Consider the following 24,734-nt stretch of genomic DNA (forward strand, 5'->3'; position numbering starts at 1 on the left):
CTGCGCGACAAGCCACAGACAACCCGCAGCCGCCGTAACAGAGATCCGGCAGATCCTTAGGCGCAGGCGGAAACAACAACCGGCTCCAGCGATCGAACGGGCCGCACACACCCGACCTCCCGCCCGCCCCCAAGCAGCGCCTCACCCTGAAACTCGGTAAGCAAGTCCGGGTCAACCCCAGCCCAGGCAAGAGCCGCGGCAGCAACCGGCACCCGCGCCCGATTCGCCCCGTCGGCGATCTTCACGGCGATGGCCCGACCATCCGGCAGCGCAGCGACCTGCACGCCCTCGAAGCCGTCCTTGGCGAGCAGCCCCGGCACGGCCCGCATCAGCGCGGCCACATCCCGCCCCGAGCCGGAGGCCATCTCGGCGTGCTCCCGCATCGCGTCGGCGACCCGCGCCTCGGGCGTCCCCGCCACCGCGGTGGTGATCCGGGCGGCGGCGCGAGCAAGCCCGTGCAGCGAGACGGAGAACAACGGCGCCCCACACCCGTCGACCGTGGCGCCAGCGATCCGCTGCCCGGTGAGGTCCTCCACGATCTCGGCGATCGCCTGCTGAAGGGGGTGCCCAGGATCGAGGTAGTCCTCCAGTGACCAGCCATTGAGCCGGCAGGCATAGAGCATGGCCGCGTGCTTGCCGGAGCAGTTCTGGGCGAGCCGGGAGGGCGCACGGCCCTCCCGGACCCAGGTGTCCCGGACGACCGGGTCGTACGGCATGTCCGGGACATTGCGCAGGTGGTCCTCGGTGAGCCCGGCGAGTTCGAGGATGCGCCGGGTTCCGGCGAGGTGGCGTTCCTCGCCGGAGTGGCTCGCCGCGGTGAGCGAGAGCAGCTCGCCGTCGAGCGGGAGCCCGGCCCGCGCCATGGCCACGGCCTGGACGGGCTTGAGGGCGGAGCGCGGGTAGAAGGCGGCCTCGATGTCACCGAGCTGGAACTGCACCTCGCCGTCGGCGCCGAGGACGACGACCGAGCCGTAGTGCATGCCTTCGATCATTCCGCCGCGTATGAGGTGGGCGACGGGTGCGTGGAGAGGTTCGCGGACAAGGGGTGCGTCCGCTATGAAACTGCTGTACATCACACTGCCTGGTTGTCGTGGGTCGATGAGGCGTCGTCGACCGACACGGGTCTCACGCGTCGGCCTTGCTGGTGGTGCGCCCGGCCCGGCTGCGGATGGCGTACCAGCCCGCGACCAGCGCTGCGACGATCAGCGGCAGGCACAGCACGGTGGTGCGGCCGGCGCCTCCGTCGGCGTACATGAGGACCAGGACGGAGGCGAGGAACGCCAGCGTCACGAGTTCGGTCCAGGGGGAGCCCGGCAGTCGGTAGCCGGGCCGGTCGAGCTCGCCCTTCTGGGTCTTCTGCCAGAAGAGCAGGTGACAGATCATGATCATGCCCCAGGTGGCGAGGATGCCGATCGCGGCGAAGTTCAGCACGATCTCGAAGGCATCGGCCGGGACGACGAAGTTGAGTCCGACGCCGAGGACACAGATACCGCTGGTCAGCAGGATGCCGCCGTACGGGACCTGGCTGCGGCTCATCACCGAGGTGAACTTCGGGGCGGAGCCGGACATGGCCATGGAGCGCAGGATGCGGCCGGTGGAGTACAGGCCGGAGTTGAGCGAGGACATGGCCGCGGTCATCACGACCAGGTTCATGACGCCGCCGGCCGCCGGGATGCCGATGTTGGACAGCACGGTGACGAACGGGCTCTCGCCCGCCTTGTACGACGACCAGGGCAGCAGCATCGAGAGCAGGAGGACGGAGCCGACGTAGAAGAGGCCGACGCGCCACATGATCGAGTTGATCGCCTTCGGCATGATCTTCTCGGGGTTCTCGGTCTCACCGGCGGCGACGCCGACCAGCTCGACGGAGGCGTAGGCGAAGACGACGCCCTGGACGATCAGCAGCATGGGCAGCAGGCCGCTGGGGAAGAGGCCGCCGTTGTCGGTGATCAGGGACGGGCCGGGGGTGTGGCCGTCCACCGGCTGCTGGGTGACCAGCAGGAAGATGCCGATGCACATGAAGACGACGAGCGCGCCGACCTTGATGATCGCGAACCAGAACTCCAGCTCGCCGAAGATCTTCACGGAGATCAGGTTGACGGTGAGGACGACCGCGAGGGCTATCAGCGCGATCACCCACTGCGGGATGTCGGAGAACATGCCCCAGTAGTGCGTGTACGTCGCCACCGCGGTGATGTCGGCGATGCCGGTGGTCGCCCAGTTCAGGAAGTACATCCAGCCCGCGGTGTACGCGCCCTTCTCTCCCATGAACTCCCGGGCGTACGACACGAAGGCGCCGGAGGACGGGCGGTAGAGGACGAGTTCGCCGAGGGCGCGTACGACGAGGAAGGCGAAGGCGCCGCAGACCGCGTAGGCGATGAACAGGGACGGGCCGGCGTCGGCGAGTCGGCCGCCGGCACCGAGGAACAGGCCGGTGCCGATCGCACCGCCGATGGCGATCATGTTGACGTGCCGCGACTTCAGCGACTTGCTGTAGCCGGCGTCTCCGGCGTCGACATGGCTGGAACGTTTCTGCACGCCCTCGTGCAGGGACTGCTCACTCACGCCTCGGGTCCGCCTTCCGTGGTGCTGTCCGTGCGCGGGGGGCGCACGATGTCGGTGAGGGTGGTCTCGACGCGATCCAGGTGGTGGGCCATGGCGTCGGTCGCGTCGAGTTCGGAACCGTCGATCAGCGCCTCGACGATCGCCCGGTGCTCCCGGTTGGACTGTTCGCGGCGGCCGCCCAGCTCGTTGAGGAAGGCCGACTGACGCGCCAGTGCGTCGCGGATCTCCTCGATGACCCGGCGGAAGACCGGGTTCTGGGCGGCCTCGGCCACGGCCAGGTGGAAGAGGGTGTCCATCGCGACCCACGCGGTGGTGTCCGTCTCCCGCTCCATGCGGTCCAGCAGGTGAGCGAGGTGGTCGAGGTTCTCCGGGGTGCGGCGCAGCGCCGCGTACCCGGCGACCGGGATCTCGACGTGCCGGCGCACCTCCAGCAGGTCGCTCGCCGAGTAGTCGCCGAAGGTGGGGTCCTCGACGGCGTTGGCGACGACGAAGGTGCCCTTGCCGGTCTTGGAGACGGTCAGGCCCATGGTCTGCAGGGCCCTCAGGGCCTCGCGCAGGACGGGCCTGCTGATCTCCAGGGTCCGGCAGAGCTCCGCCTCGGAGGGCAGCTTGTCGCCGACGGCGTATTCGCCGCGCTCGATGGCGTCGCGCAGATGCGCCAGCACCGCTTCCATGGCGCTGATGCGTCGCGGCGGCTGTCCGGCTGTCCGGCTGTCTGACAGGTTCACGGGACAGATACTCCGGGTGAGCTGTGGGTGGTGTCAAGGGATGCAAAGGGAGAGATTCACCGGGCGTGACGCCGGCAGGCCGCCATCACGCCTGGCTCGGGTCAGCTGTTGATCACACCTGCGCCCAGCAGCCCGAACAGCAGCAGGCCGACGACGATCCGGTAGATCACGAAGGCGTTGAAGGAGTGCTTGGCGACGAACCTGAGCAGCCAGGCGATGGAGGCGTAGGCGACGACGAAGGAGACGGCGGTGCCGACGGCCAGCGGCAGCACGCCCGTGCCCGTCGCGCCGAGGGCGTCCTTCAGCTCGTAGATGCCGGCACCGGTCAGGGCCGGGATGCCGAGGAAGAAGGACAGGCGGGTGGCGGCGAGGCGGTCCAGGTCGAGCATGAGCGCCGTGGACATGGTGGCGCCGGAGCGGGAGAAGCCCGGGAAGAGCAGGGCGAGGATCTGGGAGCTGCCGACGAGCATCGCGTCCTTGAAGGAGGTGTCGTCCTCCCCTCGCTTGTGCCGTCCCATCCGGTCCGCCGCCCACATCACACCGCTGCCCACGATCAGCGAGCCCGCGACGACCCACAGGGAGGCGAGCGGTCCCTGGATGAGTGGCTTGGCGGCCAGGCCCACGGCGACGATCGGGATCGTCGCGAAGATGACCCACCAGGCGAACTTGTAGTCGTGGTGGTATCGCTCCTCCTTGTCCCGCAGCCCGCGCAGCCACGCGGAGACGATCCGCACGATGTCCTTGAAGAAGTACACGAGGACGGCGGCGATGGCGCCGACCTGGATGACGGCGGAGAACCCGACGACGGCGTCGTCGTCGACCGGGATACCCATCAGCCCTTCGGTGATCTTCAGATGGCCGGTCGAGGAGACGGGCAGGAACTCGGTCACCCCCTCGACGGCTCCGAGGACGAAGGCCTGACCGACGCTGATGGCGCTCATGGGATCCAGTTCCGGGGGTCGGCGGGACGGGTGGTGCGCACTGTCCTACCAGGTGCGGGTGTGGTTCCGTGGCCCACGACGCCGCGATGGTGGCCTACGACCACACCGTCTGGGCGACCGCCACGCCGAGGAACGCGGCACCGAGGCCCACGGTCACGCTCCCCACGACATTGCCGAAGGCGTAGAGCCCGGCTCCCGTCTCGGTCAGCCGCAGGGTCTCGTACGAGAAGGTCGAGTACGTGGTCAGGGCGCCGCACAGGCCGGTGCCGAGCAGCAGCTGGAGGTGGGAGCTCGCGGCGCCGGCCGCCACCGCGCCGGTGAGCAGGCCGAGGATCAGAGAGCCGGAGATGTTGACGGCGAAGGTGCCCCAGGGGAACACCGAGTCGTGCCGGGACTGCACCGCACGGTCGGTGAGGTAGCGCAGGGGCGCGCCGACGACGGCGCCCGCGATCACCAGGAGCCAGTTCACGGCGACTTCTTACCCTTCGCGTCCGATGTGCCCGGAATGCCGGGCCGGCTGGGGAACCGGACGACCTCGCAGTCGTCGAGGGTGACGAGGCCTTCGGTGACGATTTCGTCGAGCTGCGGCAGGAAGGCCCGTACGCGCTCCTCGCTGTCGACGACCACGACCGCGACCGGCAGGTCCTCGCTCAGCGACAGCAGCCGTGAGGTGTGGATCAGCGAGGAGGCGCCGAAGCCCTCGATGCCGCGGAAGACGCTGGCGCCCGCGAGGCCGGCCGCGTGGGCGCGGTGCACGATCTCCGCGTAGAGGGGTTTGTGGTGCCAGGTGTCGTGCTCGCCGACGAGGACGGTCAGACGCAGCGCCTTGCCGGTCGGTCCGGTCATGACTGCCTCCGCTTCAGGACGCGGCGGGTGGCCGCTGCCGCGAGCCAGACCGCCGTGAGTGCCGCGATGAGGGTGGCGGCGAGGTAGGCCATCGCCATGCGGGGGTGGCCGTCGTCCACCAGTCTCTGGATGTCCACGGCGTAGGTGGAGAAGGTGGTGAAGCCGCCGAGCACTCCGGTGCCGAAGAAGGGGCGGACGAGGCGGTGGGCGGCCAATACTTCGGTGATCACCACCATGAACACGCCGATCACGGCGCAGCCGACGACATTGGTCCAGAAGGTCGCCCACGGGAAGCCCCCCGGCCGGACCGGCCACCACAGGGTGAGCGCGTACCGGGCCATGGCACCGATCGCTCCGCCGGCCGCGACCACCGCGATGATCGGCGCCTGTGCCCGCCAGGCCGACGGCCGCGAGGTGCCGGCGGGGGCGCGGAGGCTCTCGGTGTCAGGAGCTGTCATGGTCGTACGTCTCCTACTCGCCTGGGCCCGGGTGTGCGGGCCTCGCGGGTGCAAGTAGGGACCGTTGGCGGCAGCACTGCCGCGGTTCGGGTACGGCGGGCCCCACCGCCGCGCCGCGAGGGTGATCGCGGCTGGTCAACAGGTTAACGGTCCTGTCGGCCCATCGTCCCGAACGCTTCGCTGCGGATGCTCCGCCTGCACGGCGCGGCTACTGTCGAAGGGCCCGCTGAGCTGCCGAGGAGAAGGAGCGTGGTCGGCGTGGCCCGCAACCGCCGTCTGATCCTGAGCTCGCCGTCCGAGGTCTGGAGCCTGCTGTCCGACGGCCGTCGCTACGGCGAGTGGGTCACGGGAACGCAGCAGGTGCTCGCCGTGGACCCGGACTGGCCGGAGGTGGGCGCGAGGCTGCGCGTGCGGGTCGGTGCCGGCCGGCTGACCCTGGACGACACCGTCGTCGTCCGCATCTGCGAACCGCGGCGGCGACTGGAACTGGAGGCGAGGGCGGATCCCTTCGGCGCGGCCCGCATCGCCATGAAGCTGATCCCGTGGGGCGAGCACACCCTGTTCGTCATCGACTGGCACCCTCTCCGGGGCCCCGGCACCCGGATGCACGGCCTGCCCGTCGACTACGTCGTCGCGATCCGCAACGGCATGATGCTGACGAAGCTGGCCCGGATCGCGGTGCGCGAGCATCGCGAGCTCGATCCGGTACCGGAGAGCGGTGTGGGCGGCCAACGCCCTTAGGACGCACGGCCGTTGACGCGCGGGGCCCGGCCGCAACGGCGCGGCCGGGCCTCGTCTCACCGACTAGTCCGACTCACCGGTGGCTGAACCACGCCGTCGACGGGAGCGCCTTGTCGTCGTAGCCGAACAGGGCCTGGTTCTCCCAGCCGTTGCCAGAGGAGGCGTCGGCCGGGTCCCAGCCACTGCCCGCGACGGCGGTCCAGGTCGCCTCCCAGTAGAAGACGCCGAGGCCACGGCCGTTCGGGACGGCCTCCACGATGCTCGCCACGTCGTTCATCCACCTGGTCTGCCCGGCCACTGTGGCGGGGTAGCCGGAGACCAGTTCAGCGGGGGTGTCGATGATGTTCTCGTGCGAGTCCTCGCTGTCCAGCCGGAACGGGTAGGCCGTCTCGGCGACGAAGACCGGCTTGCCGTAGCGGGAGGCCGCGTCGTCCAGCGTCGTCTGGAAGTCGTGGAGTGTGCCGTGCCAGTAGCCGTAGTACGACAGGCCGATCGCGTCGAACTTCACGCCGCTCGCGACCGCGTTGTCGAACCACCAGCGGGTGCCGGACAGGTCGCCGCCCTTGGCCAGGTGCAGTGCGACCGTGGTGGACGAACTGACCGCCTTCACCGCGTCGTAGCCGGAGTTGAGCAGGCCGGCGAGCTGCGCCCAGTTGTCCGTGGAGCCCTCGGACCACAGCATGCCGCCGTTGATCTCGTTGCCCACCTGGACCATGTCGGCGGTGGTGCCCTGTGCCTTGAGCGCGTTGAGGACGTCGTAGGTGTGGTCGTAGACGTCGGTCCTGAGCCGGCTGTAGGAGTGCCCGGACCACGCGGCCGGCTTGGACTGGGCGCCGGGGTCGGCCCAGGTGTCCGAGTAGTGGAAGTCGACCAGCAGCTTCATGCCGGCCGCCTTGACGCGCTTGGCCAGGGCGAGGACGCGTGTCTTGTTGTTGTAGCCGTCGGCCGGGTTGACCCAGACCTTCAGGCGGGCGTAGTTCATGCCGGTGTTCTTCAGGATGGTGACCGCGTCGCCGGTGGCACCCGAACTCGTCCGGTAGAGGCCGCCCTTGGCCTCGCTCTTGGCGAGGGAGGAGATGTCGGCGCCGTGGATCGAGGTGCCGCCCGTGCCGGAGGCGAAGGTCAGGTCGTCGACGTTGAGCCAGTTGCCCGCGTTCGCGTCGCTGTTGATGCTGACCGTGCACTGGTTGCCGGTCACGCTGACCGGCACGACGATCCGGATCCAGCCGCTCGCCGAGACCGGGAGGTCGGTGCGCTGTTCGGCGCCGCCGCAGTTCTTCAGCGCGATGTACGCCGAGTTCTGGCCGCCGCCGGAGCGGACCCAGGCGGTGAGCTTGTAGTTCCCGTTGGTCAGGCCCGACAGGTACTGGTAGGTCTCCACCTTGTAGGCCGACGACGACCAGTGGGTCAGTCGGTAACTCCCGCTGTGGCCACCGGCTTCGGTGAAGGAGGCGGAGTTCTGCCCGGCCGCCGAGTAGGTGGACCAGCCGGCCGGGGTGGCGGTGCCGGTGCCGTCCGACTCGAAGCCGCCGTTGGTGAGCGTGCTCGCCGCCGAGGCGGTCTGCGCGGGCAGGGCGGTCAGGGCGAGTCCGGCGGCGAGCGGTATCAGCAGGACCTGGAGGGTGCGTCTGGGATGGAACATCTTCGTCCGTCGTCCCTTCGACGTATGGGGATGGGGGTCCCTCGCCGCCGCGGTGGGGAACCACGGCGGTGAGGAGCCCCTCCGCCCGCGGCTCGCGGCACGCGCGGGCGGAGGGGAGTCGGCTCAGCCGTCGAGTCGTACGACCCGGACGGCTCCCGCGGGGACCTCGAGACGGCCCGCGGCGCGTTCTCCGGTCAGCAGTTCGGTGCCCGGCGCCTCCAGCGGCACCTTGGCGTCCGACGCGGTGTGGTTGACGGCGAACAGATAGCTGCCCGACTCGCCGGCGCGACGCACGACCTCTACGTCATGGGGAAGGTCGACACGCGGTGCGACCTGCGCGTCCTCGATCGCCCAGCCGAGCAGCGCGTCGAGGCCCTCGGCGCCCAGGCGGGTGGAGACGTACCAGGCGGTGCCCTCGCCGAGGCGGTGCCGGGTGACGGCCGGCCGGCCGGCGGTCAGGCCGTCGGCGTACGTCCAGACGGTCTCCGCCCCGCGCGGGACGACGAACTCCGACCACACGTCTGCGCTGAGCTCGGAGCCGTCGGGGCCGGTGATGCGCACCGACTGCTCCCGGAGCAGTGGGGAGAACTCCTCGATCGTCAGGCCCAGGACGTCCCGCAGTGGCCCGGGACAGGCGCCCTCGTGCACGGCGTCGTGCTCGTCGACGATGCCGGAGAAGTACGACACGACGAGGGTGCCGCCTCTCTCGACGTACTCCTTGAGGTTGTGCCCGGCCGTCTCGGTCATCAGATACAGAGCCGGTACGACGACAAGGGGATACCTCGACAAGTCGGCTTCCGGGTGGGCGAAGTCGACCGTGAGGTGGCGGTCGTAGAGCACCTCGTAGAACGCGTCGGCGCGCTCGCGGGCGTCGTGGTCCTCGCTGGGGCGCCAGTCGAGGTTCTGCGCCCACCAGGAGTGCCAGTCCCACAGCATGGCCACGTCGGCCCGGGTGCGGGTGCCGCGCAGGGTGCTCAACGAGTCGAGGGAGGCGCCGAGTTCGACGACCTCGCGCCATACGCGGGTGTCGGTGCCGCCGTGCGGGACCATCGCCGAGTGGAACTTCTCGGCGCCGCGCCGGGACTGCCGCCACTGGAAGAACATGGCGCCCTCGGAACCGCGCGCCACATGGGCGAGGGAGTTGCGCGCCATCTGACCGGGGGCCTTGGCCGGGTTGCGGGGCTGCCAGTTGACGCCCGAGGTGGAGTGCTCCAGGAGGATCCAGGGCGCTCCCCCGGCCACCGAGCGCGTGAGGTCCGCGGCCATGGCGAGGTTGACGTGGGTACGGCGGCCGTCGGTGATCAGGTAGTGGTCGTTGGTGACGATGTCGACCTCGCGGCCCCAGGCCCAGTAGTCGACGGAGTCGCACTGGCTGAGCGCCGTCATGAAGTTGGTGGTGACCGGGACGCCGGGTGAGAGGCGGTGCAGGATGTCCCGCTCCATACGGAAGTTCTCGCGCATGGTGGCGTCGGCGAACCGCCTGTAGTCCAGCGCCTGGGCCGGGTTCACGGCCGTCGGTGTGCGGCGCGGCGGGTTGATCTGCCCGAGGTCGGTGTAGCGCTGGCCCCAGAAGGCGGTGCCCCAGGCCTCGTTGACCGCGTCGACCGTCTCGTACGTCGACTCCAGCCAGCGGCAGAAGTGCGCGGCGCAGGAGTCGCAGTAGCAGGCCGAGACGGGGACGCCGTACTCGTTGTGCACGTGCCACATCGCCAGCGCCGGGTGATCGCCGTAGCGTTCGGCGAGCTTGGTGGTGATGGTGGTGGCGGCCGCGCGGTAGTCGGCGTTGCTGTGGCAGACGGCGGCGCGTGAGCCGAACTCGTGGCGCACGCCCTCCGCCGTCACGGGCAGCGCCTCGGGGTGGGCGCGGTAGAACCACACCGGCGGGCAGACGGTCGGGGTGCCCAGGTCGACGCGGATGCCGTGCTCATGCAGCAGGTCGAACACACGGTCCAGCCAGCCGAAGTCGTACACACCGGGAGCGGGCTCCAGCAGGGCCCAGGAGAAGATCCCGACACTCACCATCGTGACGCCGGCCTCCCGCATCAGCCGGACGTCCTCCTGCCACACGCTTTCCGGCCACTGCTCGGGGTTGTAGTCCCCACCGAAGGCGAGCCCGGTGAGGCCCCTGGGGTTGGTCTCCGGCATGGATCTCTCCCGATTAATCGATCATTTGGGAACGTGCACACACTCGATCGGCGATGCGAGCCCAACATAACCGCACAGCAACAACCATTGACAAGTGTCCGGGATGTTTCTCTACTGTGAACGCTCACAGAAGCATGGCAGGCCCTGGCAACAGGCGAGGGCCCAGGTCAGGGGAGAGATCCATGCCCATCTCACAGCGCCGACGACTCTTGTCCAGAGGTGCAGCCACATGTGTCGCCGTCGCCCTCGGCGCGACCGCCCTCACCGCTTGCGGCTCCGAGGACAGCAAGGCCGACTCCGGTCCCGTCTCGCTGACGTACTGGACCTGGACGCCCGGCATGGACAAGGTCGTCGACCTGTGGAACAAGGGTCCGGGCAAGAAGGACCAGATCACGGTCACGGTCAAGAAGCAGGCGTCCGGCGACACGCTGGTCACCAAGATCCTCACCGCGCACAAGGCCGGCAAGGCCCCCGACCTGGTGCAGGCCGAGTACCAGGCGCTGCCGACGCTGGTCAGCAACGACGCGGTCGCGGACATAGCCGGCGAAGTCCGCGACGCGAAGGGCAAGTTCGCCGACGGCGTGTGGCAGCAGACCACGCTGGGCACCGACGCGGTGTACGCGGTCCCGCAGGACATCGGGCCGATGATGTTCTACTACCGCGAGGACCTGTTCGAGAAGTACGGCCTGACCGTCCCGACCACCTGGGAACAGTTCGCCGAGACGGCCCGCGCGCTGAAGAAGAAGGCCCCGGACACGGACCTCACCACCTTCTCCGCCAATGACTCGGGCCTCTTCGCGGGCCTCGCCCAGCAGGCCGGCGCCAAGTGGTGGACGACCTCCGGCGACAAGTGGCAGGTCGGCATCGACGACACCGCCTCCCAGAAGGTCGCCAAGTTCTGGGGCGACCTCGTCAAGGAGGGCGCCATCGACAACCAGCCGATGTACACGCCGGCCTGGAACAAGGCGCTCAACACCGGCAAGCAGATCGCCTGGGTGAGCGCCGTGTGGGCGCCGGGCACGCTGACCACCGCCGCGCCCGACACCAAGGGCAAGTGGGCCATGGCCCCGCTCCCCCAGTGGTCGCAGTCGGAGAACGTCACCGGCAGTTGGGGCGGCTCCTCCACCGCCGTCAGCACCGACTCCCAGCACAAGGCGGCCGCCGCGAAGTTCGCCGCCTGGCTGAACACCGACGGCGACGCCCTCAACGCGCTGGCCAAGGAGAGCGGCATCTACCCGGCCTCCACGTCGGCCCAGCTCAGCGGCGCGTTCACCACACCGCCGGACTACTTCTCCCACCAGGCCGACTTCTACACCAAGGCCGCCGAGATCGCCGAGACCACGGCGCCGTCCGCCTGGGGCCCGAACGTGAATGTCGCCTACACGACGTTCAAGGACGCGTTCGGCAAGGCCGCCAAGGACAGGTCGGACTTCGTCGCCGCCCTGAACTCGATGCAGGACGACACGGTCGCCGACCTGAAGAAGCAAGGCTTCGAGGTCTCCGAGTGACCAGCACAAGCCGGAGGGCGTACGGGGTGAAGGGGGCCCCGTACGCCCACCCGTCTCCCACCACCACCCTCAAACGAGCGCGAAGCGCCCCCTATTTTTTCCTCATCCCCGCGACGATCCTCTTCGCCCTGTTCTTCGCGCTCCCCATCGGCTACGCGGTCTGGCTCAGCTTCCGCAAGGTGCAGGTCTCCGGGCTCGGCCTCGGTGCCGGCGCCCGCGAGGAGGTCTGGGCCGGTCTGGAGAACTACACCGACACTCTCACCGACAGCGAGCTGCTGAACGGCGCGCTGCGTGTGCTCGGCTACGGCTGCATCGTCGTCCCGGTGATGCTCGGCCTAGCCCTGCTGTTCGCGCTGATGCTGGACTCCGAGAAGGTGCGGCTCGCGCCCTTCACCCGGCTCGCGATCTTCCTGCCGTACGCCATCCCGGGCGTCGTGGCCGCGCTGCTGTGGGGCTTTCTGTATCTGCCGGACGTCAGCCCCTTCTACTACGTGCTGGAGAAGCTGGGCCTGCCGCAGCCGGACCTCCTCGACGGCGGCCCGCTCTATCTCGCCCTGTCGAACATCGCGGTGTGGGGCGGCACCGGCTTCAACATGATCGTCATCTACACCTCGCTGCAGGCCATCCCGGCCGAGGTGTACGAGGCGGCGAAGCTGGACGGCGCCACGCCGCTGCAGATCGCGCTCAGGATCAAGATCCCGATGGTGGCGCCCTCGCTGGTGCTGACCTTCTTCTTCTCGATCATCGCCACGCTCCAGGTCTTCAACGAGCCGACCACCCTGAAGCCGCTCACCAACTCCGTGGCCACGACCTGGAGTCCGCTGATGAAGGTGTACCAGGACGCCTTCGGCAAGGGCGACATCTACGCGGCGGCCGCGCAGGCGACGATCATCGCCCTGGTCACGCTGCTGCTGTCCTTCGGCTTCCTGCGGGCCGCGAACCGTCGTAACAAGCAGGAGGCAGCACGATGAGCTCCCTTGCCGTCGGCACGGCCGACACGGCCGCGGGGGTCACACCCGGCACCGCTCGGAGCCGCCCGCCGCTGCGCCGCCGGATCTCGCTGATCCCGACCGTCACGCTGCTGCTAGGCGCCGTCTACTGCCTGCTGCCGGTGGCCTGGGTGGTGATCGCGGCGACGAAGTCCGGCAGTGAGCTGTTCTCCACGTTCACCTTCCTGCCGGGCACGGGCTTCGCCGACAACTTCTCCGACCTGAGCGCCTACCGCGACGGCGTCTACTGGCAGTGGATGGGCAACTCCGCCCTGTACGCCGGTCTCGGCGCCCTGCTGTCGACGGTCGTCTCGGCGTGCAGCGGCTATGCGCTGGCCATCTACCGCTTCCCGGGCCGCGAGGCGATCTTCAACGTGCTGCTGGCGGGTGTGCTGATGCCGCCGGTGATCCTCGCCATCCCGCAGTACCTGCTGCTGGCGAAGGCCGACCTGACGGACTCGTACCTGTCCGTGCTGCTGCCGCAGATCCTCTCGCCGTACGGCGTCTACCTCTCGCGCGTCTACGCGTCCGCCGCCGTGCCGGCCGACGTGGTCGAGGCCGGGCGGATGGACGGGGCGAGCGAGTGGCGGATCTTCACTCGGGTCGCGCTGCCGATGATGGTGCCCGGCATGGTGACGGTGTTCCTGTTCCAGTTCGTAGCGATCTGGAACAACTTCCTGCTCCCGTACATCATGCTCAGCGACGACGAGAAGTTCCCGATCACGCTCGGTCTGTACACACTCCTCGAGCAGGGGGCCAACACCCCGGCGCTGTACACGCTGGTGATCACCGGCGCGTTTCTCGCCGTGTTTCCGCTGGTGGCGCTCTTCCTGGTCATCCAGCGCTTCTGGAGCCTGGATCTGCTCTCCGGGGCCGTAAAGTCATGACCATGAGCAACACGGGGGGCCGACGCAGACCGCCGACGATCCACGACGTGGCGCGCGAGGCCGGAGTCTCACGGGGCACCGTCTCGCGCGTGCTCAACGGCGGGCACTACGTCAGCCCCACCGCCCAGGAGGCGGTCAACGCGGCGATCCGCAAGACGGGTTACGTGGTCAACCGGCATGCCCGCTCACTGATCACGGGCCGTTCGGACTCGATCGGATTCCTGCTGACCGAACCGCAGGAGAGGTTCTTCGAGGACCCCAACTTCAATGTCCTGCTGAGCGGCTGCACCCAGGCGCTCGCCGCGCACGACATCCCGCTGCTGCTGATGCTGGCGGGTACGAAGGACGAACGGCGGCGCATCACGCGGTACATCACGGCCGGGCACGTCGACGGGGTGCTGCTGGTGTCCAGCCACTCCGGTGACCGGGTCGCGGAGGAGCTGCGCGAGGCGGGTGTGCCCCTCGTCCAGTGCGGCAAGCCGATGGGGCTCGGCTCCAAGGTGAGTTACGTCGCCGCCGACGACCGGGACGGCGCCCGGGACATGGTGCGCCACCTGCTGTCCGTGGGCCGCCGCCGGATCGGCGTGGTCAGCGGCCCGCTGGACACCCCGGGCGGTGTCGATCGCCTCGCCGGCTACAAGGAGGTACTCGCCGAAGCGGGTGTCGAGATCGACGATCGGCTCATCGTCTCCGGCGACTACAGCCGGGCCAGCGGCGAGGCGGCCGCCGGGCGGCTGCTGGCGCAGGCACCCGATCTGGACGCCCTGTTCGTGGCCTCCGACCTGATGGCACAGGGCGCCCTGACGGCGCTCCACCGGGCGGGGCGCCGGGTGCCCGAGGACGTGTCCGTGGGCGGCTTCGACGACTCCGCCGCGGCGACGGAGGCCACCCCCGCCCTCACGACGATCCGGCAGCCGTACGACCGCATCAGCGCGGAGATGGTACGGCTGCTGCTCGCGCAGATCGGGGGCGAGGACCCGGCGGCGGTGATCCTGCCGACGGAGCTGGTGAGGCGGGACTCGACGTAGCGGCGTGGCCGGGTGGTGGAGAAGTGGAATGAGCGGCTCGCGACAGAGGTCGGGCAGGAATCCGCGAGCCGGTCAGGAATCGAGAAGCCACCCACCACGCCCCCCGTCCTAGCGTGAAACCACCGACGAAAACCCGTCGGCCACGCTTCACCGAGGAGGACGTCATGACCGCCGGAGTCAACACGATCATCTACCCCGTCAAGGACCTCGACCGGGCGAAGGCCCTGTTCAGCGCCTTGCTGGCCACGGAGCCGTATGCGGACGAGCCGTACTACGTCGGCTACAAGGACGCCGGTCAGGACGTCGGTCTCGACCCCAACGGACACGCGAAGGGCATGACCGGTCCGGTCCCCTACTGGCATGTGGCCGACATCAGGGCGGCCCACGCGGCCCTGCTGAAGGCGGGCGCCGAGTCGCTCCAGGACGTCCACGACGTCGGCGGCGGCCGGCTGATCGCCTCGGTGAAGGACGCCGACGGCAACCTCGTCGGGCTGCTCCAGGACCCGACCGGCTGACCGCATCGACCGTCGGCCGCACTCCGCTCGCACACTTGCACGCGCACTAGTTGCGCGGACAACAAATGGCCGAATCGGTGTTACCGTGCCGGTATGGCAGCGAAAACGGCCGACGCGGGGCTCGAGGAACGGTGGCGGGACATCCTGTCGGTGCACGCCCGCACGATGTGCGAGATCGACCGCGTACTGCACCCGCACGGTCTGGGCGCGAGCGACTTCGAGGTGCTCGACATTCTCGCGGCAGCGGCGCCCGAGGAGGGCGAGCTGTGCCGGGTGCAGAACCTCGTGGGACGCGTCCATCTCAGCCAGAGCGCGCTGTCCCGGCTGATCGGCCGCCTGGAGAAGGACGGCCTGGTGGAGCGTTCCGTCTGCGCGGAGGACCGTCGTGGCGTGTACGTCACCCTGACCCGCAAGGGCCGTGACCTGCACGCCGAGGTCCTGCCGTTGCAGCGCGACGCGCTGGCCCGGACGCTGAGCGGCTGACGCGACCGGCGAGCGACGCTCACCGAGCGGTCAGAGCGCGAACTCGGTGGCGTCCGGAAGGACTTCGATGCCCGCCTCCGCCACCTGTGCACGGGCCGCCGAGCCCGGGTCGAGCAGCGGATTCGTGTCGGCGAGGTGGGTGTAGATCCGGCGGGCGTGCGGGTGCCGGGCCAGTGCGGTGAGGCTGCCGACGGGGCCCGAGACGGGCAGATGGCACCCGGTCTGCGGTGCCTCGTCGGGCGTGAAGTGCGTGCCGTCCAGCACGACGCAGTCGGCCGTCGCGACCAGGTCGTCCAGCAGCGGGGACCAGGTGCTGACGCGGGGCGCGTACACGAGGACACGGCCGGTGGCCAGGTCCTCGATGCGGTACACCGTCACCCAGCGGTGATCCGAGGTCCTGGTCGGTACGTACGCCGGTGCCTTGCCCACGACCGGATGCGCCGTGACGACCAGGCCGCCGGCCAGCACGAATCCGCCCTCGGTGAGGCTGTCCGCCCACTCCCACGGGGCGTGCCGGCCGAGCGCCGCCCGCGCCGGGCCCAGAGCGGCGAGCACCGGTGGGGCGGCGTACGTCTTCAGCCCCGCGGCATCGCGCAGCACCGCCAGCCCGGCCACATGATCGGCCTCGGCGTCGGTCAGCAGCACGCCCCGCACCGGGATGTGCCGGGCACCCGGCCACAGGGCGGAGGCGGCGGTGAGCTGGGCGCGGATGTCCGGCGAGGTGTTCAGCAGCCACCAGTCGCGGGAGTTGCCGGTGACGGCCGCGCATTCCGGGCCGCGGGCGGCAAGCTTCCCGTCGCGGGCAGCGTCGCACCGGACGCAGGCGCAGTTCCAGCGCGGAAAGCCGCCTCCGGCGGCGGTGCCGAGCAGGACGACCCTCAAGACGACCCCCCACCCTTTCACGTCGGCCCCTCGGTGGGATCTTCCCTCTCCATACGGCCGAACCACCCCGAGGCAGGGGGCAGTTCCGGCCGACCTTCGGGGCGCGGCCGGAACTGGTCGGGGTAAGGGGGCGGGACTCAGCCGACCGGCCCCGCACCCCGTGAGGTCACGGGCGGGCGAGCAGGGTGCGTACGCCCTCCGAGGTCAGGGTCAGCGGATGCGCGGACCCGGCGTCTATGGTCAGCGCCAGATCCTCGGACGGCCACTGAGAGGCGAGTGCGCCCAGCGGGACCAGGCGGTAGCGGGAGATGTAGGGCAGCAGCTCCGCCATCGCGGGCTCAGAGGTGAAGACCGGGACGACCGGCTCGCCGCCCGGCCGCTCGATGACGGGCAGCGCAACGGCGCCGGGGTCGGTCGCGTCCGCCTCGCCCACGTCGTCGGGCACCGGGACGAGGACGTCGCTGCTCGCGAGCGTGTCCAGCGCCGCCCTGTCCTCCGTGTTGTCGGCCAGCGCGTCCAGCGCCTGCCGTGCCGGTGTGGCGGTGTTGTCGTTCGCGGGTGTTTCCATGGCAGATCCCCTGGTAGCGACGGTCTACAGCGCTGCTCGCGTACCCGATCCGGACGGGAGCATTCCTATGGCTGTCCAGGGGATCGGGCGGGGCGGCCGACTCAGCGGAATCCTTCGGGAGCGGTCGGTTGATCGGAGAGGCCCCGACAGGGCAGGGCACGCTCGTGAACACCGGAGCCCGTGCCGTCGGGCTCCACCCGGTACACCCGCGCACCCGGAACCCGCGTCACCGTCTCCCTCAGACGACCGCCCACGAAGAGGGCCCCGGTTCCGTCGTCCAGGGCCCACCCGGCGGGCAGCTCCCCGCTTGCCACCGCCGACCGGAACGAGGGGCGGCGTCCCGGTTCGCCGTCGTATTGCGGGCAGACCGAGCCCGGCAGCAGTCCCAAGCCGTCCGGCAGGGACGTCAGCGGCCCGAACGAGTCGGTGTGCGAGGCCTCTGCCCAGCAGTTGGCTCCGGCACTGATGCCGCACAGCAGCGTGCCGCGGTCGCAGGCCTCACGCAGGAGCCGGTCCACACCGTGGACGCGCCACACGGCGAGCAGGTTCGCGGTGTTGCCGCCGCCCACATAGACGACGTCCTGGGCGAGCAGGAAGGCGCGCAGCGCCTCGTCGTCGAGGGTGCGCTGGAACAGCGGCAGAACGGAGGGCGCGCAGGAGGGGCGCGCGCCGAAGGCGGACAGGAATTTCTCGACGTACGCGGGGGCGTCTCCGCTCGCCGTCGGCAGGAAGCAGACCCTGGGCCGGGATGTGCGCGCCTGGCGCAGGAGCCAGTCGTCCAGCAGACCGTCCTCCTCGGTGGAGAAGCCGCCGCCGAGGAGGGCCAAGCTGCGCGGGGGAAGGTCGGACACCGGTGCGTCTCCTCGGCGGGGGGACTGGGCGGGCAAGTGTGTGGGAACGATGCCGGGTCCGGTGCTGCGAGTGCAATCGACTTGCCCCGTGGTCTCCGCCGGCATCGGTGGCGGGCGAACAGTCGTAGCCTGAGAAGGACGGAACAGGCTCCCGCCCTGATGGGCGCGGGAGGCGGTGTATGCGTTACGACGACCGCAGGGCGGCCGGGCGGCTGCTGGCCGGAGGGCTGGAGGAGCTGCGCGGTCGGGATGTGGTGGTGCTGGGCCTGCCGCGCGGTGGATTGCCCGTGGCGGCCGAGGTGGCCCGGCATCTCGGCGCCCCGCTGGATGTGCTGGTGGTGCGCAAGCTGGGCGTGCCCCGGCAGCCGGAGTGGGGCTTCGGGGCCATCGGCGAGCATGGCGTCCGTGTCCTGAACCGGGACGTGATCAGCGAGGCCGGGCTGGATTCCGCCGAGCAGGCGCACGTCGAGGAAGCCGAGCGAACCGAACTGGAACGGCGCGTGCGGGACTACCGGCAGGGGCGGGCCGCGCTGCCGATCGCCGGGCGCACGGCCGTCGTGGTGGACGACGGGCTCGCCACCGGGGCCACGGCCGAGGTCGCCTGTCGAGTCGTACGAGGTCAGGCGGCGGCCCGTGTCGTGCTCGCCGTGCCCGTCGCGCCGTCCCACAGCGTCGCCCGGCTGCGGCAGGTGGCCGACGACGTCGTCTGCCCGCAGACGCACCGGATCTTCGGCTCGGTGGGTGCCTGGTACCGGGACTTCACCCAGGTCTCGGACGCCGAGGTCACGTCCCTGCTCGCGGAGGCCGCCCGCCGAACGCCCCGCTCCGCGCCCTCGACTCCGCTCGGGCACGGGGAATTCCCGTCGTCTCCGGACCGCGAGGTGCTGATCCCCGCCGCCGGGGCACGGCTGGGCGCCCACCTCGTCGTGCCGGACGGCGCACCGGCGGCCGTGGCCTTCGCGCACGGCAGCGGAAGCGGCCGGCACAGCCCGCGCAACCGGTACGTCGCCACCGCCCTCAACCGCGCGGGCCTGGCCACCCTGCTGCTAGACCTTCTCACCGACGACGAGGCGCACGACCGGCACAACGTCTTCGACATCCTCCTGCTCGCCCGGCGGCTGCACGCCTCATCCGTATGGCTGCGCAAGGAAACCGGGCTGCCCGTCGCCTATTTCGGGGCCAGTACCGGCGCCGCCGCCGCACTGGAGGCCGCCGCGCTGTCCGGCTCCGGCGTCCGCTCGGTCGTCTCCCGCGGCGGCCGCCCCGACCTGGCCACCCCGGCGGCGCTGACCCATGTACGGGCGCCGACCCTGCTCATCGTCGGCAGCCGGGACACTCAGGTCCTCAGCCTCAACCGCCTCGCCGCCGACCGGATGCACTGCGAGCACCGCATCGCCGTCGTCCCGGGCGCCACCCACCTCTTCGAGGAACCCGGCACCCTCACCACCGTCGCCGAACTGGCCCGCGACTGGTTCACCGCCCACCTCGACCGCCCCACCGCCCCTGCGCCACCACGCCGGTCGGCGTGACGTACGGAACCCGCGCTGCTTACTCAGGGCGGCCCGGAGGCCTCGGTTCCGCCGACCCCCGGGGTCATGGAGATTGCGTGCAGAACGTATGCCTAAACTCTGGATCTCTGCACGGAGAGGGACGCCACGCGTGAGCGAACTGAACGGCCCCGTCTGCCCGGAGTGCGGCACGCCCAGGGCATCGGACGGAACCCCCGCCTGCTCCTGCGCCCGACGTGCGTCCGATGCCCGCCGTGACACGCGCACGGCGGAGGCGGCAGCGGCGGAGGACTTCGATCCGGTGCGAATACGGCCGTTCGTGGCACTCGGCGGCGACGCAGGGGAGGTCGCGAAGGGCCGCGAAGTCCCGCAGGAGCGAGGGGACTTGCCGGATCCGGGGGAGACGCCCACGGCCGGGACGGTGTTCGCCGGCGCCGTCGCCGAACGGCTCCTGCCGGACGGGGACGCCGGGACGGTCCCCCGGCGTCGGCGCCGGACCCTTCTGATCACCGGCGCGGGAGTCGCCGTGGCCGCGCTCGTGACGGGCGCTCTCGTCGGCGGCCTCCTCTCGTACGAGAGCCCCGCGCGGGACGGCGCTCCGTCCGACGGGGTGCGGGCACCTGTCCCGGACGACACCACCGGGGACGCAGCGCAAGGGGCGCCTTCCGAGAGTGTCTCCTCCGCCCCGGCCGCCGGGAGCCCGACATCCTCTGCCGGCCCGACGGCCACCGCCGAGACTCCCACCCCGACCCGCTCCGCCACCCCCACCGAGTCCGCGTCCGGCTCCAGCTCCGGACCCTCGGCCACCCCCGTCGAGCCGAGCGCCCCCGCGGAACAGGCCCCGATCCTCCGCTTCGGTGACAGCGGACCGGAAGTGACCGAACTCCAGCTCCGCCTGCGTCAGATCGGCTATTACGACGGCGCCGTCGACGGCGACTACGACCGTCAGGTCGAGACCGCGGTACGCGGCTACCAGCTCACCCGCGTGATCCTCACGGACGAGCCGGGCGTCTACGGCACGGCGACCCGGAAGTCACTCGAATCCGAGACCTCTTAAGCCGTGGCGGGTCACGGGCGGTCCGGGTGACTCACATCCCCGCCGCCAGCAGCTCGGCGACCGTCGTCACCGTGATCAACGGCCGGTACAGGTCCAGCACTTGCAGAGCCCTGGTGTGCGAGTCGTCGTCCACACCCGCGCAGGCATCGGCGACGACCACCACCTCTACGCCCGCGTCGGCGGCCGCGAGGGCCGTGGACAGGACGCAGCAGTCGGTGCTGACGCCGGCCAGGACGAGGCGGCCCTCCGAGGCCGTGCGTCGGGCCAGTTCCGGGGTCCATTTGCCGAAGGTGGTGGCGTCCAGCACATGCCGTGCGCGGGAGGCGAACTCGTCGGTGAGCTGCCAGAGTCGGGCGTCTGGAGGTTGCAGGGCGAAGGGCCACTGCTCGTAGTACGCCCGCCAGGCGCCCTCCGGTTTCCCCGGTGCCACGAAACGGGTGAACGTGACCCGGTCCCCGAAGACCGGCAGCAGACGCCGTACGCCTTTCGCCGCCTCGGTGAATCGTGGGGAGGCCCAGGGGCTGTCGGGGTCGGCGAAGACGCGCTGCATGTCGATGACCGCGAGCAGTCCGGCGGTCATACGGCTGCCCCCGCGTCCGCCGAAGGGCTCGGTGTCCGTTCCTCCTGCTCTCGGACGCGTCCACAGCCCAGCACCAGCGTGCCGAGGAAACCGAGCGCGAGGGCCGCGAGGACGCCGAGGTTGGCGTACGCCCAGGCGCCGGACCTGCCGCCGAGGCCCAGCGGGCCGAGCAGATAGCCCTGCCATTCCAGCCAGTTCGCCGTCGCGTTGGTGACCAGGCCCCATCCGAGCGCGGTGGCCGTGAGGGTCAGGAGCAGCGGGGTGAGCGGTACGTCGCCGTAGCGGCCGGTGGGGCGGTAGAGGTCGGGCTCGTCGTAGTCGCGACGTCGCAGGGCCAGGTCGGCGAGCATGATGCCGCACCAGGCGGCGATGGGGACCCCCAGCGTGGTGAGGAAGCCCATGAACGGACCGAGGAAGTCGTCGGCGACGAAGACGATGTAGATCGAGCCCAGGATCATCAGGACGCCGTCGACCAGCGCGGCCACCGGGCGGGGCACGCGCAGGCCCGCCGAGAGCAGGGCCAGGCCGGACGAGTAGATGTCGAGGACCGCGCCGCCGACCAGGCCGAGGACGGCGACGACGGCGAACGGGACCAGGAACCAGGTCGGCAGGAGGGTCGTCAACGCGCCGATCGGGTCAGCGGCGACGGCCTCGTCGAGCTCACGGGAGGAGCCTGCCAGCAGAAGTCCGAAAACAAGGAGGAGCAGTGGCGCAAGCGACGCGCCGAAGGTTGTCCAGCCGATCACGCCCCGGCTCGACGCGCTGCGCGGCAGATAGCGGGAGTAGTCGGCGGCCGCGTTGACCCAGCCGAGGCCGAAGCCGGTCATCATGAAGACCAGGGCTCCGATGAACTCCTGGGCGGAGCCCGCGGGTACGGCGCTGACGGTGGACCAGTGGATGTGGTCGGCGACCAGGGCGACGTAGACGACGGTGAGCACGCCGGTGACCACGGTGATCACGGTCTGCAGCCGCATGATCAGGTCGAAGCCCATGACACCGACGACGACGGTCAACGCCCCGACCAGGATCAGGGCGACCACCTGGGTGCCGGTGCCGCCACCCCAGCCGAGCCGGTCGAACACGGTCGCGGTGGCCATGGTGGCGAGGGCGCACAGCACGGTCTCCCAGCCGACGGTGAGGACCCAGGAGATCACGGAGGGCAGGCGGTTGCCGCCCACGCCGTACGCGGCCCGGCCGAGCACCATGGTCGGCGCGGAGCCGCGCTTCCCGGCCACGGCGACGAACCCGCACAGCAGGAAGGAGAAGAGGATGCCGACGACTCCGGCGACCAGGGCCTGCCAGAAGGAGATCCCGAAGCCGAGCCCCAAGGCACCGTAACTCAGGCCCAGGATGGACACGTTGGCCCCGAACCAGGGCCAGAACAGGGTCCGTGGGGTGCCCTTGCGTTCGGCGTCGGCGATCACGTCAAGGCCGTGGGTCTCCACCTGGAGCCTTCGGCTCGGGGATCTGCCGTCGAGGGGGTCCGGGGGTGTGATCATCCCGGCATCGTCGCACCGCTCGTCCCACCGCGGAACACCGTCGGCGGGTGTCCGTCGCGCTGGTTGCCATGCGACCGTCACTCGTCCGAGTGGGTCTTGGTGTACCTCTCGCGCTCCGAGGGTGATGTTCATGAGACACCAACACCCGATTCACAGGAGTACGAATGCGTATTCGCACCGCACTTGCCGCCACCGCTCTCGGAGCTCTGGCCGTCTTCGGCGGCGCTGCCGTCGCCCACGCGGACGTCGACGACCAGAACAGCGCCGGCGTCGGCAGCCAGGAAACCCAGGGCTGGCAGGGACCCTCGTTCACCGACCAGGGTGGCGCCGGCTTCGGCGCCGAAGGGCAGCAGGACGTGGAGCCGGGGCAGGGCTTCGGCGACACCGGCACCTCCTTCCTGCAGTAGGCAGGCTGCCGTAGCTCGGCGTTGACGGCGAGCTTGGCTTCGAGGACGCCTCGTATGCGTGTCGCGCACGGGGCGTCCTCGCCATGTCCCCCTCCCCGGCCCGCCGCGGCGGCCGGGGCCTGGGGTTCAGCCCAGCCGCTTCAGCAGTTCCACGGCGAGCGGCGCCGCGGAGGAGGGGTTCTGGCCGGTGACCAGATTGCGGTCGACGACCACGTTCGGGACCCACGGCTCGCCCACCTGGACCTGTACACCGGCCTCGGTGAGCCGGTCCTGGAGCAGCCACTTGGCCTTGTCGGCGAAACCGGCCTGGGTCTCCTCGGCGTTGGTGAACGCGGCCACCCGGTAGCCGGCGAAGGTGTTGGCGCCGTCCGCCTTCGTGGCGGCGAGCAGGGCGGCCGGGGCGTGGCAGACGACACCCAGCGGCTTGCCGGACTCCAGGGCGAGGGTCAGCAGCCCGCCGGATTCGGCGTTGACGGCCAGATCCTCCATCGGGCCGTGACCGCCGGGGTAGAACACGGCCGCGTAGTCGTCGAGGTTCACGTCCTCCACCCGGATCGGCTTGCGCAGCTCGGTCATCGAGTCGAGCACGGCGGCGATGCGGTCGGCGTTCTCCTGACCGCCGTTGGCCTCGGCCGCGAGGCTGCCCTTGTCGACGGGCGGTACGACACCACCCGGGGTGGCCACGACGACCTCGTGCCCGGCGGCCTTGAACGCCTCGTAGGGCGCGGCGGCCTCCTCGGCCCAGAAGCCGGTGGGGTGCTTGGCGCCGTCGGCCAGCGTCCAGTGGTCGGCGCCGGTCATCACGAACAGGATCTTCGACATGGGGGCTCTTTCGCGAGGGGTTCCTGGAAGTCCTGACGCCGTGCGTGCGGATCGTCAGGACGTCGATGCTCCGACCGTACGCGCGGTCAGCCATTGGAATCCAATAGGCTCATCCATATGAGACATAGGGATTTCAATGAGGAGGGAGAAGGGGCCCAGCCCGGCGGCGCGGCGTCGGTGGACCTGAACCTGCTGCGCACGTTTCTCGCCGTGTACCGGACCGGCTCCTTCACCGCCGCCGCCCGGCTGCTGGGCCTGTCCCAGCCGACGGTCACCACGCAGATCCGCACGCTGGAGCGGCAGTTGGACCGGGAGCTGTTCCAGCGGCTGGCGCGCGGCGTGGCCCCCGCACCCTATGCCGACGAGCTCGCCTCCCGGATCGTGGAGCCCTTGGACGCCCTCGCCACCATCACGGGGCCGGGCGGCCCCGGCGACGTCTCCCCAGCTGAACCGGTGCACCTCGCCGGTCCGGCCGAGCTGCTGACCCACCGTGTGATGCCAGCCCTCGCGCCGCTGGTCGACCGGGGCGTACGGCTGCGCATCACGCCCGGTCTGACCGAACCGCTGCTGGCGGAGCTGCGGGCGGGCCGCTACGACCTGGTGCTGTCCACCTACCGGCCGCGCGGTCGAGCCCTGGCCTCCGTGCCGCTGGTGGACGAGGAGTTCGTGCTGGTCACGGCTCCGGCCTGGGCGGAGCGCATCGGCGGTCCGGCGCGGCTCACGGCCGACGGGCCCGCCGCGCTGCACGGCGTACCGCTGGTCGCCTACGCCGAGGACGTGCCGATCGTGCGCCGCTATTGGCGTCATGTCTTCGGCAGGCGTCTGGTGCGGCACCCGGCGGTCACGATGCCGGACCTGAGCGCGGTCAAGGCCGCGGTGGCGGGCGGTACGGGGTTCAGCGTGCTCCCCCGCTACCTCTGCTCGGCCGAACTGGCCTCGGGCGCACTGGTCCTGCTGCACGACCCGGACGATCCGCCCATCAACACCGGCTTCCTCGTCCAGCGCCCGGGCTCCTCCGGCAACCCTCATGTCGCCCTTGTCCGCGACCACCTGCTGGAGATCGTTCGCGACGGGTGACTTCGGG

At 70.5% G+C, this 24,734-nt stretch carries 26 protein-coding genes; 11 read left to right on the forward strand and 15 right to left on the reverse strand.

Translation table 11 applies throughout. The features are described from left to right. Positions 1-56 precede the first annotated feature (56 nt). The 7 genes from ACFQ6S_RS09825 to crcB (ACFQ6S_RS09855) form a co-directional block, all read right to left on the reverse strand. A complete protein-coding gene (locus tag ACFQ6S_RS09825) occupies positions 57-1,073 on the reverse strand; it encodes an asparaginase (protein ID WP_383405614.1) in 1,017 nt (338 codons plus the stop codon). A 52-nt stretch (positions 1,074-1,125) separates the two neighbouring features. Continuing rightward, on the reverse strand, positions 1,126-2,565 hold the full coding sequence (locus ACFQ6S_RS09830) for an amino acid permease (RefSeq protein ID WP_383405616.1): 1,440 nt from the start codon (positions 2,563-2,565) through the stop codon (positions 1,126-1,128). Beyond that, positions 2,562-3,239: a FadR/GntR family transcriptional regulator gene (locus ACFQ6S_RS09835; RefSeq protein ID WP_272117025.1), complete on the reverse strand. Its 678-nt coding sequence runs from the start codon at positions 3,237-3,239 to the stop codon at positions 2,562-2,564. Before ACFQ6S_RS09835 ends, ACFQ6S_RS09830 begins: the two co-directional genes overlap by 4 nt. A gap of 155 nt (positions 3,240-3,394) precedes the next feature. Continuing rightward, positions 3,395-4,234 carry an undecaprenyl-diphosphate phosphatase gene (locus ACFQ6S_RS09840; protein WP_383405618.1) on the reverse strand — a complete coding sequence of 280 codons (840 nt, stop codon included), beginning with the start codon at positions 4,232-4,234 and terminating at the stop codon, positions 3,395-3,397. Between the two features lie 94 nt (positions 4,235-4,328). Further along, a complete protein-coding gene (gene crcB / locus ACFQ6S_RS09845; protein ID WP_383405620.1) occupies positions 4,329-4,703 on the reverse strand; it encodes a fluoride efflux transporter CrcB in 375 nt (124 codons plus the stop codon). Then, on the reverse strand, positions 4,700-5,080 hold the full coding sequence (locus tag ACFQ6S_RS09850; protein WP_383405622.1) for a DUF190 domain-containing protein: 381 nt from the start codon (positions 5,078-5,080) through the stop codon (positions 4,700-4,702). Before ACFQ6S_RS09850 ends, crcB (ACFQ6S_RS09845) begins: the two co-directional genes overlap by 4 nt. Further along, positions 5,077-5,538, reverse strand: a complete 462-nt coding sequence (gene crcB, locus ACFQ6S_RS09855; RefSeq protein WP_383405624.1) for a fluoride efflux transporter CrcB — start codon at positions 5,536-5,538, stop codon at positions 5,077-5,079. The genes ACFQ6S_RS09850 and crcB (ACFQ6S_RS09855) overlap by 4 nt, the downstream gene beginning before the upstream one ends. Before the next feature lie 258 nt (positions 5,539-5,796). Between crcB (ACFQ6S_RS09855) and ACFQ6S_RS09860 the strand changes: the two genes are divergently transcribed. Next, complete coding sequence (locus ACFQ6S_RS09860) at positions 5,797-6,279, forward strand: SRPBCC family protein (protein ID WP_383405626.1); 483 nt, start codon at positions 5,797-5,799, stop codon at positions 6,277-6,279. 73 nt (positions 6,280-6,352) lie between these two features. On the opposite strand, the gene ACFQ6S_RS09865 is transcribed toward ACFQ6S_RS09860, so the two are convergent. Continuing rightward, the gene (locus ACFQ6S_RS09865) at positions 6,353-7,921 is read right to left on the reverse strand and encodes an arabinogalactan endo-beta-1,4-galactanase (protein WP_383405628.1); all 1,569 of its coding nucleotides are present in this window, start codon (positions 7,919-7,921) and stop codon (positions 6,353-6,355) included. 123 nt (positions 7,922-8,044) lie between these two features. Beyond that, the gene (locus ACFQ6S_RS09870) at positions 8,045-10,066 is read right to left on the reverse strand and encodes a beta-galactosidase (RefSeq protein WP_383405630.1); all 2,022 of its coding nucleotides are present in this window, start codon (positions 10,064-10,066) and stop codon (positions 8,045-8,047) included. A 182-nt stretch (positions 10,067-10,248) separates the two neighbouring features. Here ACFQ6S_RS09870 and ACFQ6S_RS09875 point away from each other — a divergent pair, with 182 nt between their 5' ends. From ACFQ6S_RS09875 to ACFQ6S_RS09900, 6 genes are all read left to right on the forward strand, one after another. Continuing rightward, positions 10,249-11,574: an ABC transporter substrate-binding protein gene (locus tag ACFQ6S_RS09875; RefSeq protein WP_383405632.1), complete on the forward strand. Its 1,326-nt coding sequence runs from the start codon at positions 10,249-10,251 to the stop codon at positions 11,572-11,574. Then, positions 11,571-12,545, forward strand: coding sequence for a carbohydrate ABC transporter permease (locus ACFQ6S_RS09880; RefSeq protein ID WP_383405634.1), 975 nt, complete (start codon positions 11,571-11,573; stop codon positions 12,543-12,545). Before ACFQ6S_RS09875 ends, ACFQ6S_RS09880 begins: the two co-directional genes overlap by 4 nt. Next, the gene (locus ACFQ6S_RS09885; protein WP_383405636.1) at positions 12,542-13,450 is read left to right on the forward strand and encodes a carbohydrate ABC transporter permease; all 909 of its coding nucleotides are present in this window, start codon (positions 12,542-12,544) and stop codon (positions 13,448-13,450) included. The genes ACFQ6S_RS09880 and ACFQ6S_RS09885 overlap by 4 nt, the downstream gene beginning before the upstream one ends. Then, positions 13,447-14,478, forward strand: a complete 1,032-nt coding sequence (locus tag ACFQ6S_RS09890; RefSeq protein ID WP_383405638.1) for a LacI family DNA-binding transcriptional regulator — start codon at positions 13,447-13,449, stop codon at positions 14,476-14,478. The genes ACFQ6S_RS09885 and ACFQ6S_RS09890 overlap by 4 nt, the downstream gene beginning before the upstream one ends. Positions 14,479-14,642: 164 nt before the next feature. Further along, positions 14,643-14,993 carry a VOC family protein gene (locus tag ACFQ6S_RS09895; protein WP_383405640.1) on the forward strand — a complete coding sequence of 117 codons (351 nt, stop codon included), beginning with the start codon at positions 14,643-14,645 and terminating at the stop codon, positions 14,991-14,993. Positions 14,994-15,086: 93 nt separating this feature from the next. Then, on the forward strand, positions 15,087-15,476 hold the full coding sequence (locus ACFQ6S_RS09900) for a MarR family winged helix-turn-helix transcriptional regulator (protein ID WP_383405642.1): 390 nt from the start codon (positions 15,087-15,089) through the stop codon (positions 15,474-15,476). Between the two features lie 30 nt (positions 15,477-15,506). Here the strand turns inward: ACFQ6S_RS09900 and pqqB are convergent, their stop codons facing one another. From pqqB to ACFQ6S_RS09915, 3 genes are all read right to left on the reverse strand, one after another. Beyond that, the gene (pqqB, locus tag ACFQ6S_RS09905; protein ID WP_383405644.1) at positions 15,507-16,358 is read right to left on the reverse strand and encodes a pyrroloquinoline quinone biosynthesis protein PqqB; all 852 of its coding nucleotides are present in this window, start codon (positions 16,356-16,358) and stop codon (positions 15,507-15,509) included. Between the two features lie 166 nt (positions 16,359-16,524). Then, on the reverse strand, positions 16,525-16,926 hold the full coding sequence (locus ACFQ6S_RS09910; protein ID WP_383405646.1) for an SseB family protein: 402 nt from the start codon (positions 16,924-16,926) through the stop codon (positions 16,525-16,527). Between the two features lie 101 nt (positions 16,927-17,027). Continuing rightward, entirely contained in the window at positions 17,028-17,777 is a 750-nt protein-coding gene (locus ACFQ6S_RS09915) for a Type 1 glutamine amidotransferase-like domain-containing protein (RefSeq protein ID WP_383405648.1), read from the reverse strand. Between the two features lie 179 nt (positions 17,778-17,956). On the opposite strand from ACFQ6S_RS09915, the gene ACFQ6S_RS09920 reads away from it, so the two are divergent. Both ACFQ6S_RS09920 and ACFQ6S_RS09925 read left to right on the forward strand, forming a co-directional pair. Next, a complete protein-coding gene (locus tag ACFQ6S_RS09920; RefSeq protein WP_383405650.1) occupies positions 17,957-19,306 on the forward strand; it encodes a phosphoribosyltransferase family protein in 1,350 nt (449 codons plus the stop codon). A 130-nt stretch (positions 19,307-19,436) separates the two neighbouring features. Continuing rightward, the gene (locus ACFQ6S_RS09925; protein WP_383405652.1) at positions 19,437-20,342 is read left to right on the forward strand and encodes a peptidoglycan-binding protein; all 906 of its coding nucleotides are present in this window, start codon (positions 19,437-19,439) and stop codon (positions 20,340-20,342) included. Between the two features lie 31 nt (positions 20,343-20,373). On the opposite strand, the gene ACFQ6S_RS09930 is transcribed toward ACFQ6S_RS09925, so the two are convergent. Then, positions 20,374-20,922 (reverse strand): cysteine hydrolase family protein, encoded by a 549-nt coding sequence (locus ACFQ6S_RS09930; RefSeq protein WP_383405654.1) that lies wholly within the window; start codon positions 20,920-20,922, stop codon positions 20,374-20,376. Further along, complete coding sequence (locus ACFQ6S_RS09935) at positions 20,919-22,421, reverse strand: purine-cytosine permease family protein (RefSeq protein ID WP_383405655.1); 1,503 nt, start codon at positions 22,419-22,421, stop codon at positions 20,919-20,921. Before ACFQ6S_RS09935 ends, ACFQ6S_RS09930 begins: the two co-directional genes overlap by 4 nt. 164 nt (positions 22,422-22,585) lie before the next feature. Between ACFQ6S_RS09935 and ACFQ6S_RS09940 the strand changes: the two genes are divergently transcribed. Next, positions 22,586-22,828, forward strand: coding sequence for a hypothetical protein (locus tag ACFQ6S_RS09940; protein WP_383405657.1), 243 nt, complete (start codon positions 22,586-22,588; stop codon positions 22,826-22,828). Between the two features lie 126 nt (positions 22,829-22,954). Here ACFQ6S_RS09940 and ACFQ6S_RS09945 read toward each other — a convergent pair whose 3' ends face one another. Further along, entirely contained in the window at positions 22,955-23,650 is a 696-nt protein-coding gene (locus ACFQ6S_RS09945) for a type 1 glutamine amidotransferase domain-containing protein (RefSeq protein WP_383405659.1), read from the reverse strand. A 117-nt stretch (positions 23,651-23,767) separates the two neighbouring features. On the opposite strand from ACFQ6S_RS09945, the gene ACFQ6S_RS09950 reads away from it, so the two are divergent. Then, the gene (locus tag ACFQ6S_RS09950) at positions 23,768-24,727 is read left to right on the forward strand and encodes a LysR family transcriptional regulator (RefSeq protein ID WP_383405661.1); all 960 of its coding nucleotides are present in this window, start codon (positions 23,768-23,770) and stop codon (positions 24,725-24,727) included. Positions 24,728-24,734: the final 7 nt, after the last annotated feature.

Origin of the sequence: Streptomyces sp. NPDC056479, assembly GCF_042795335.1 — a bacterium.
GTDB lineage: Bacteria > Actinomycetota > Actinomycetes > Streptomycetales > Streptomycetaceae > Streptomyces.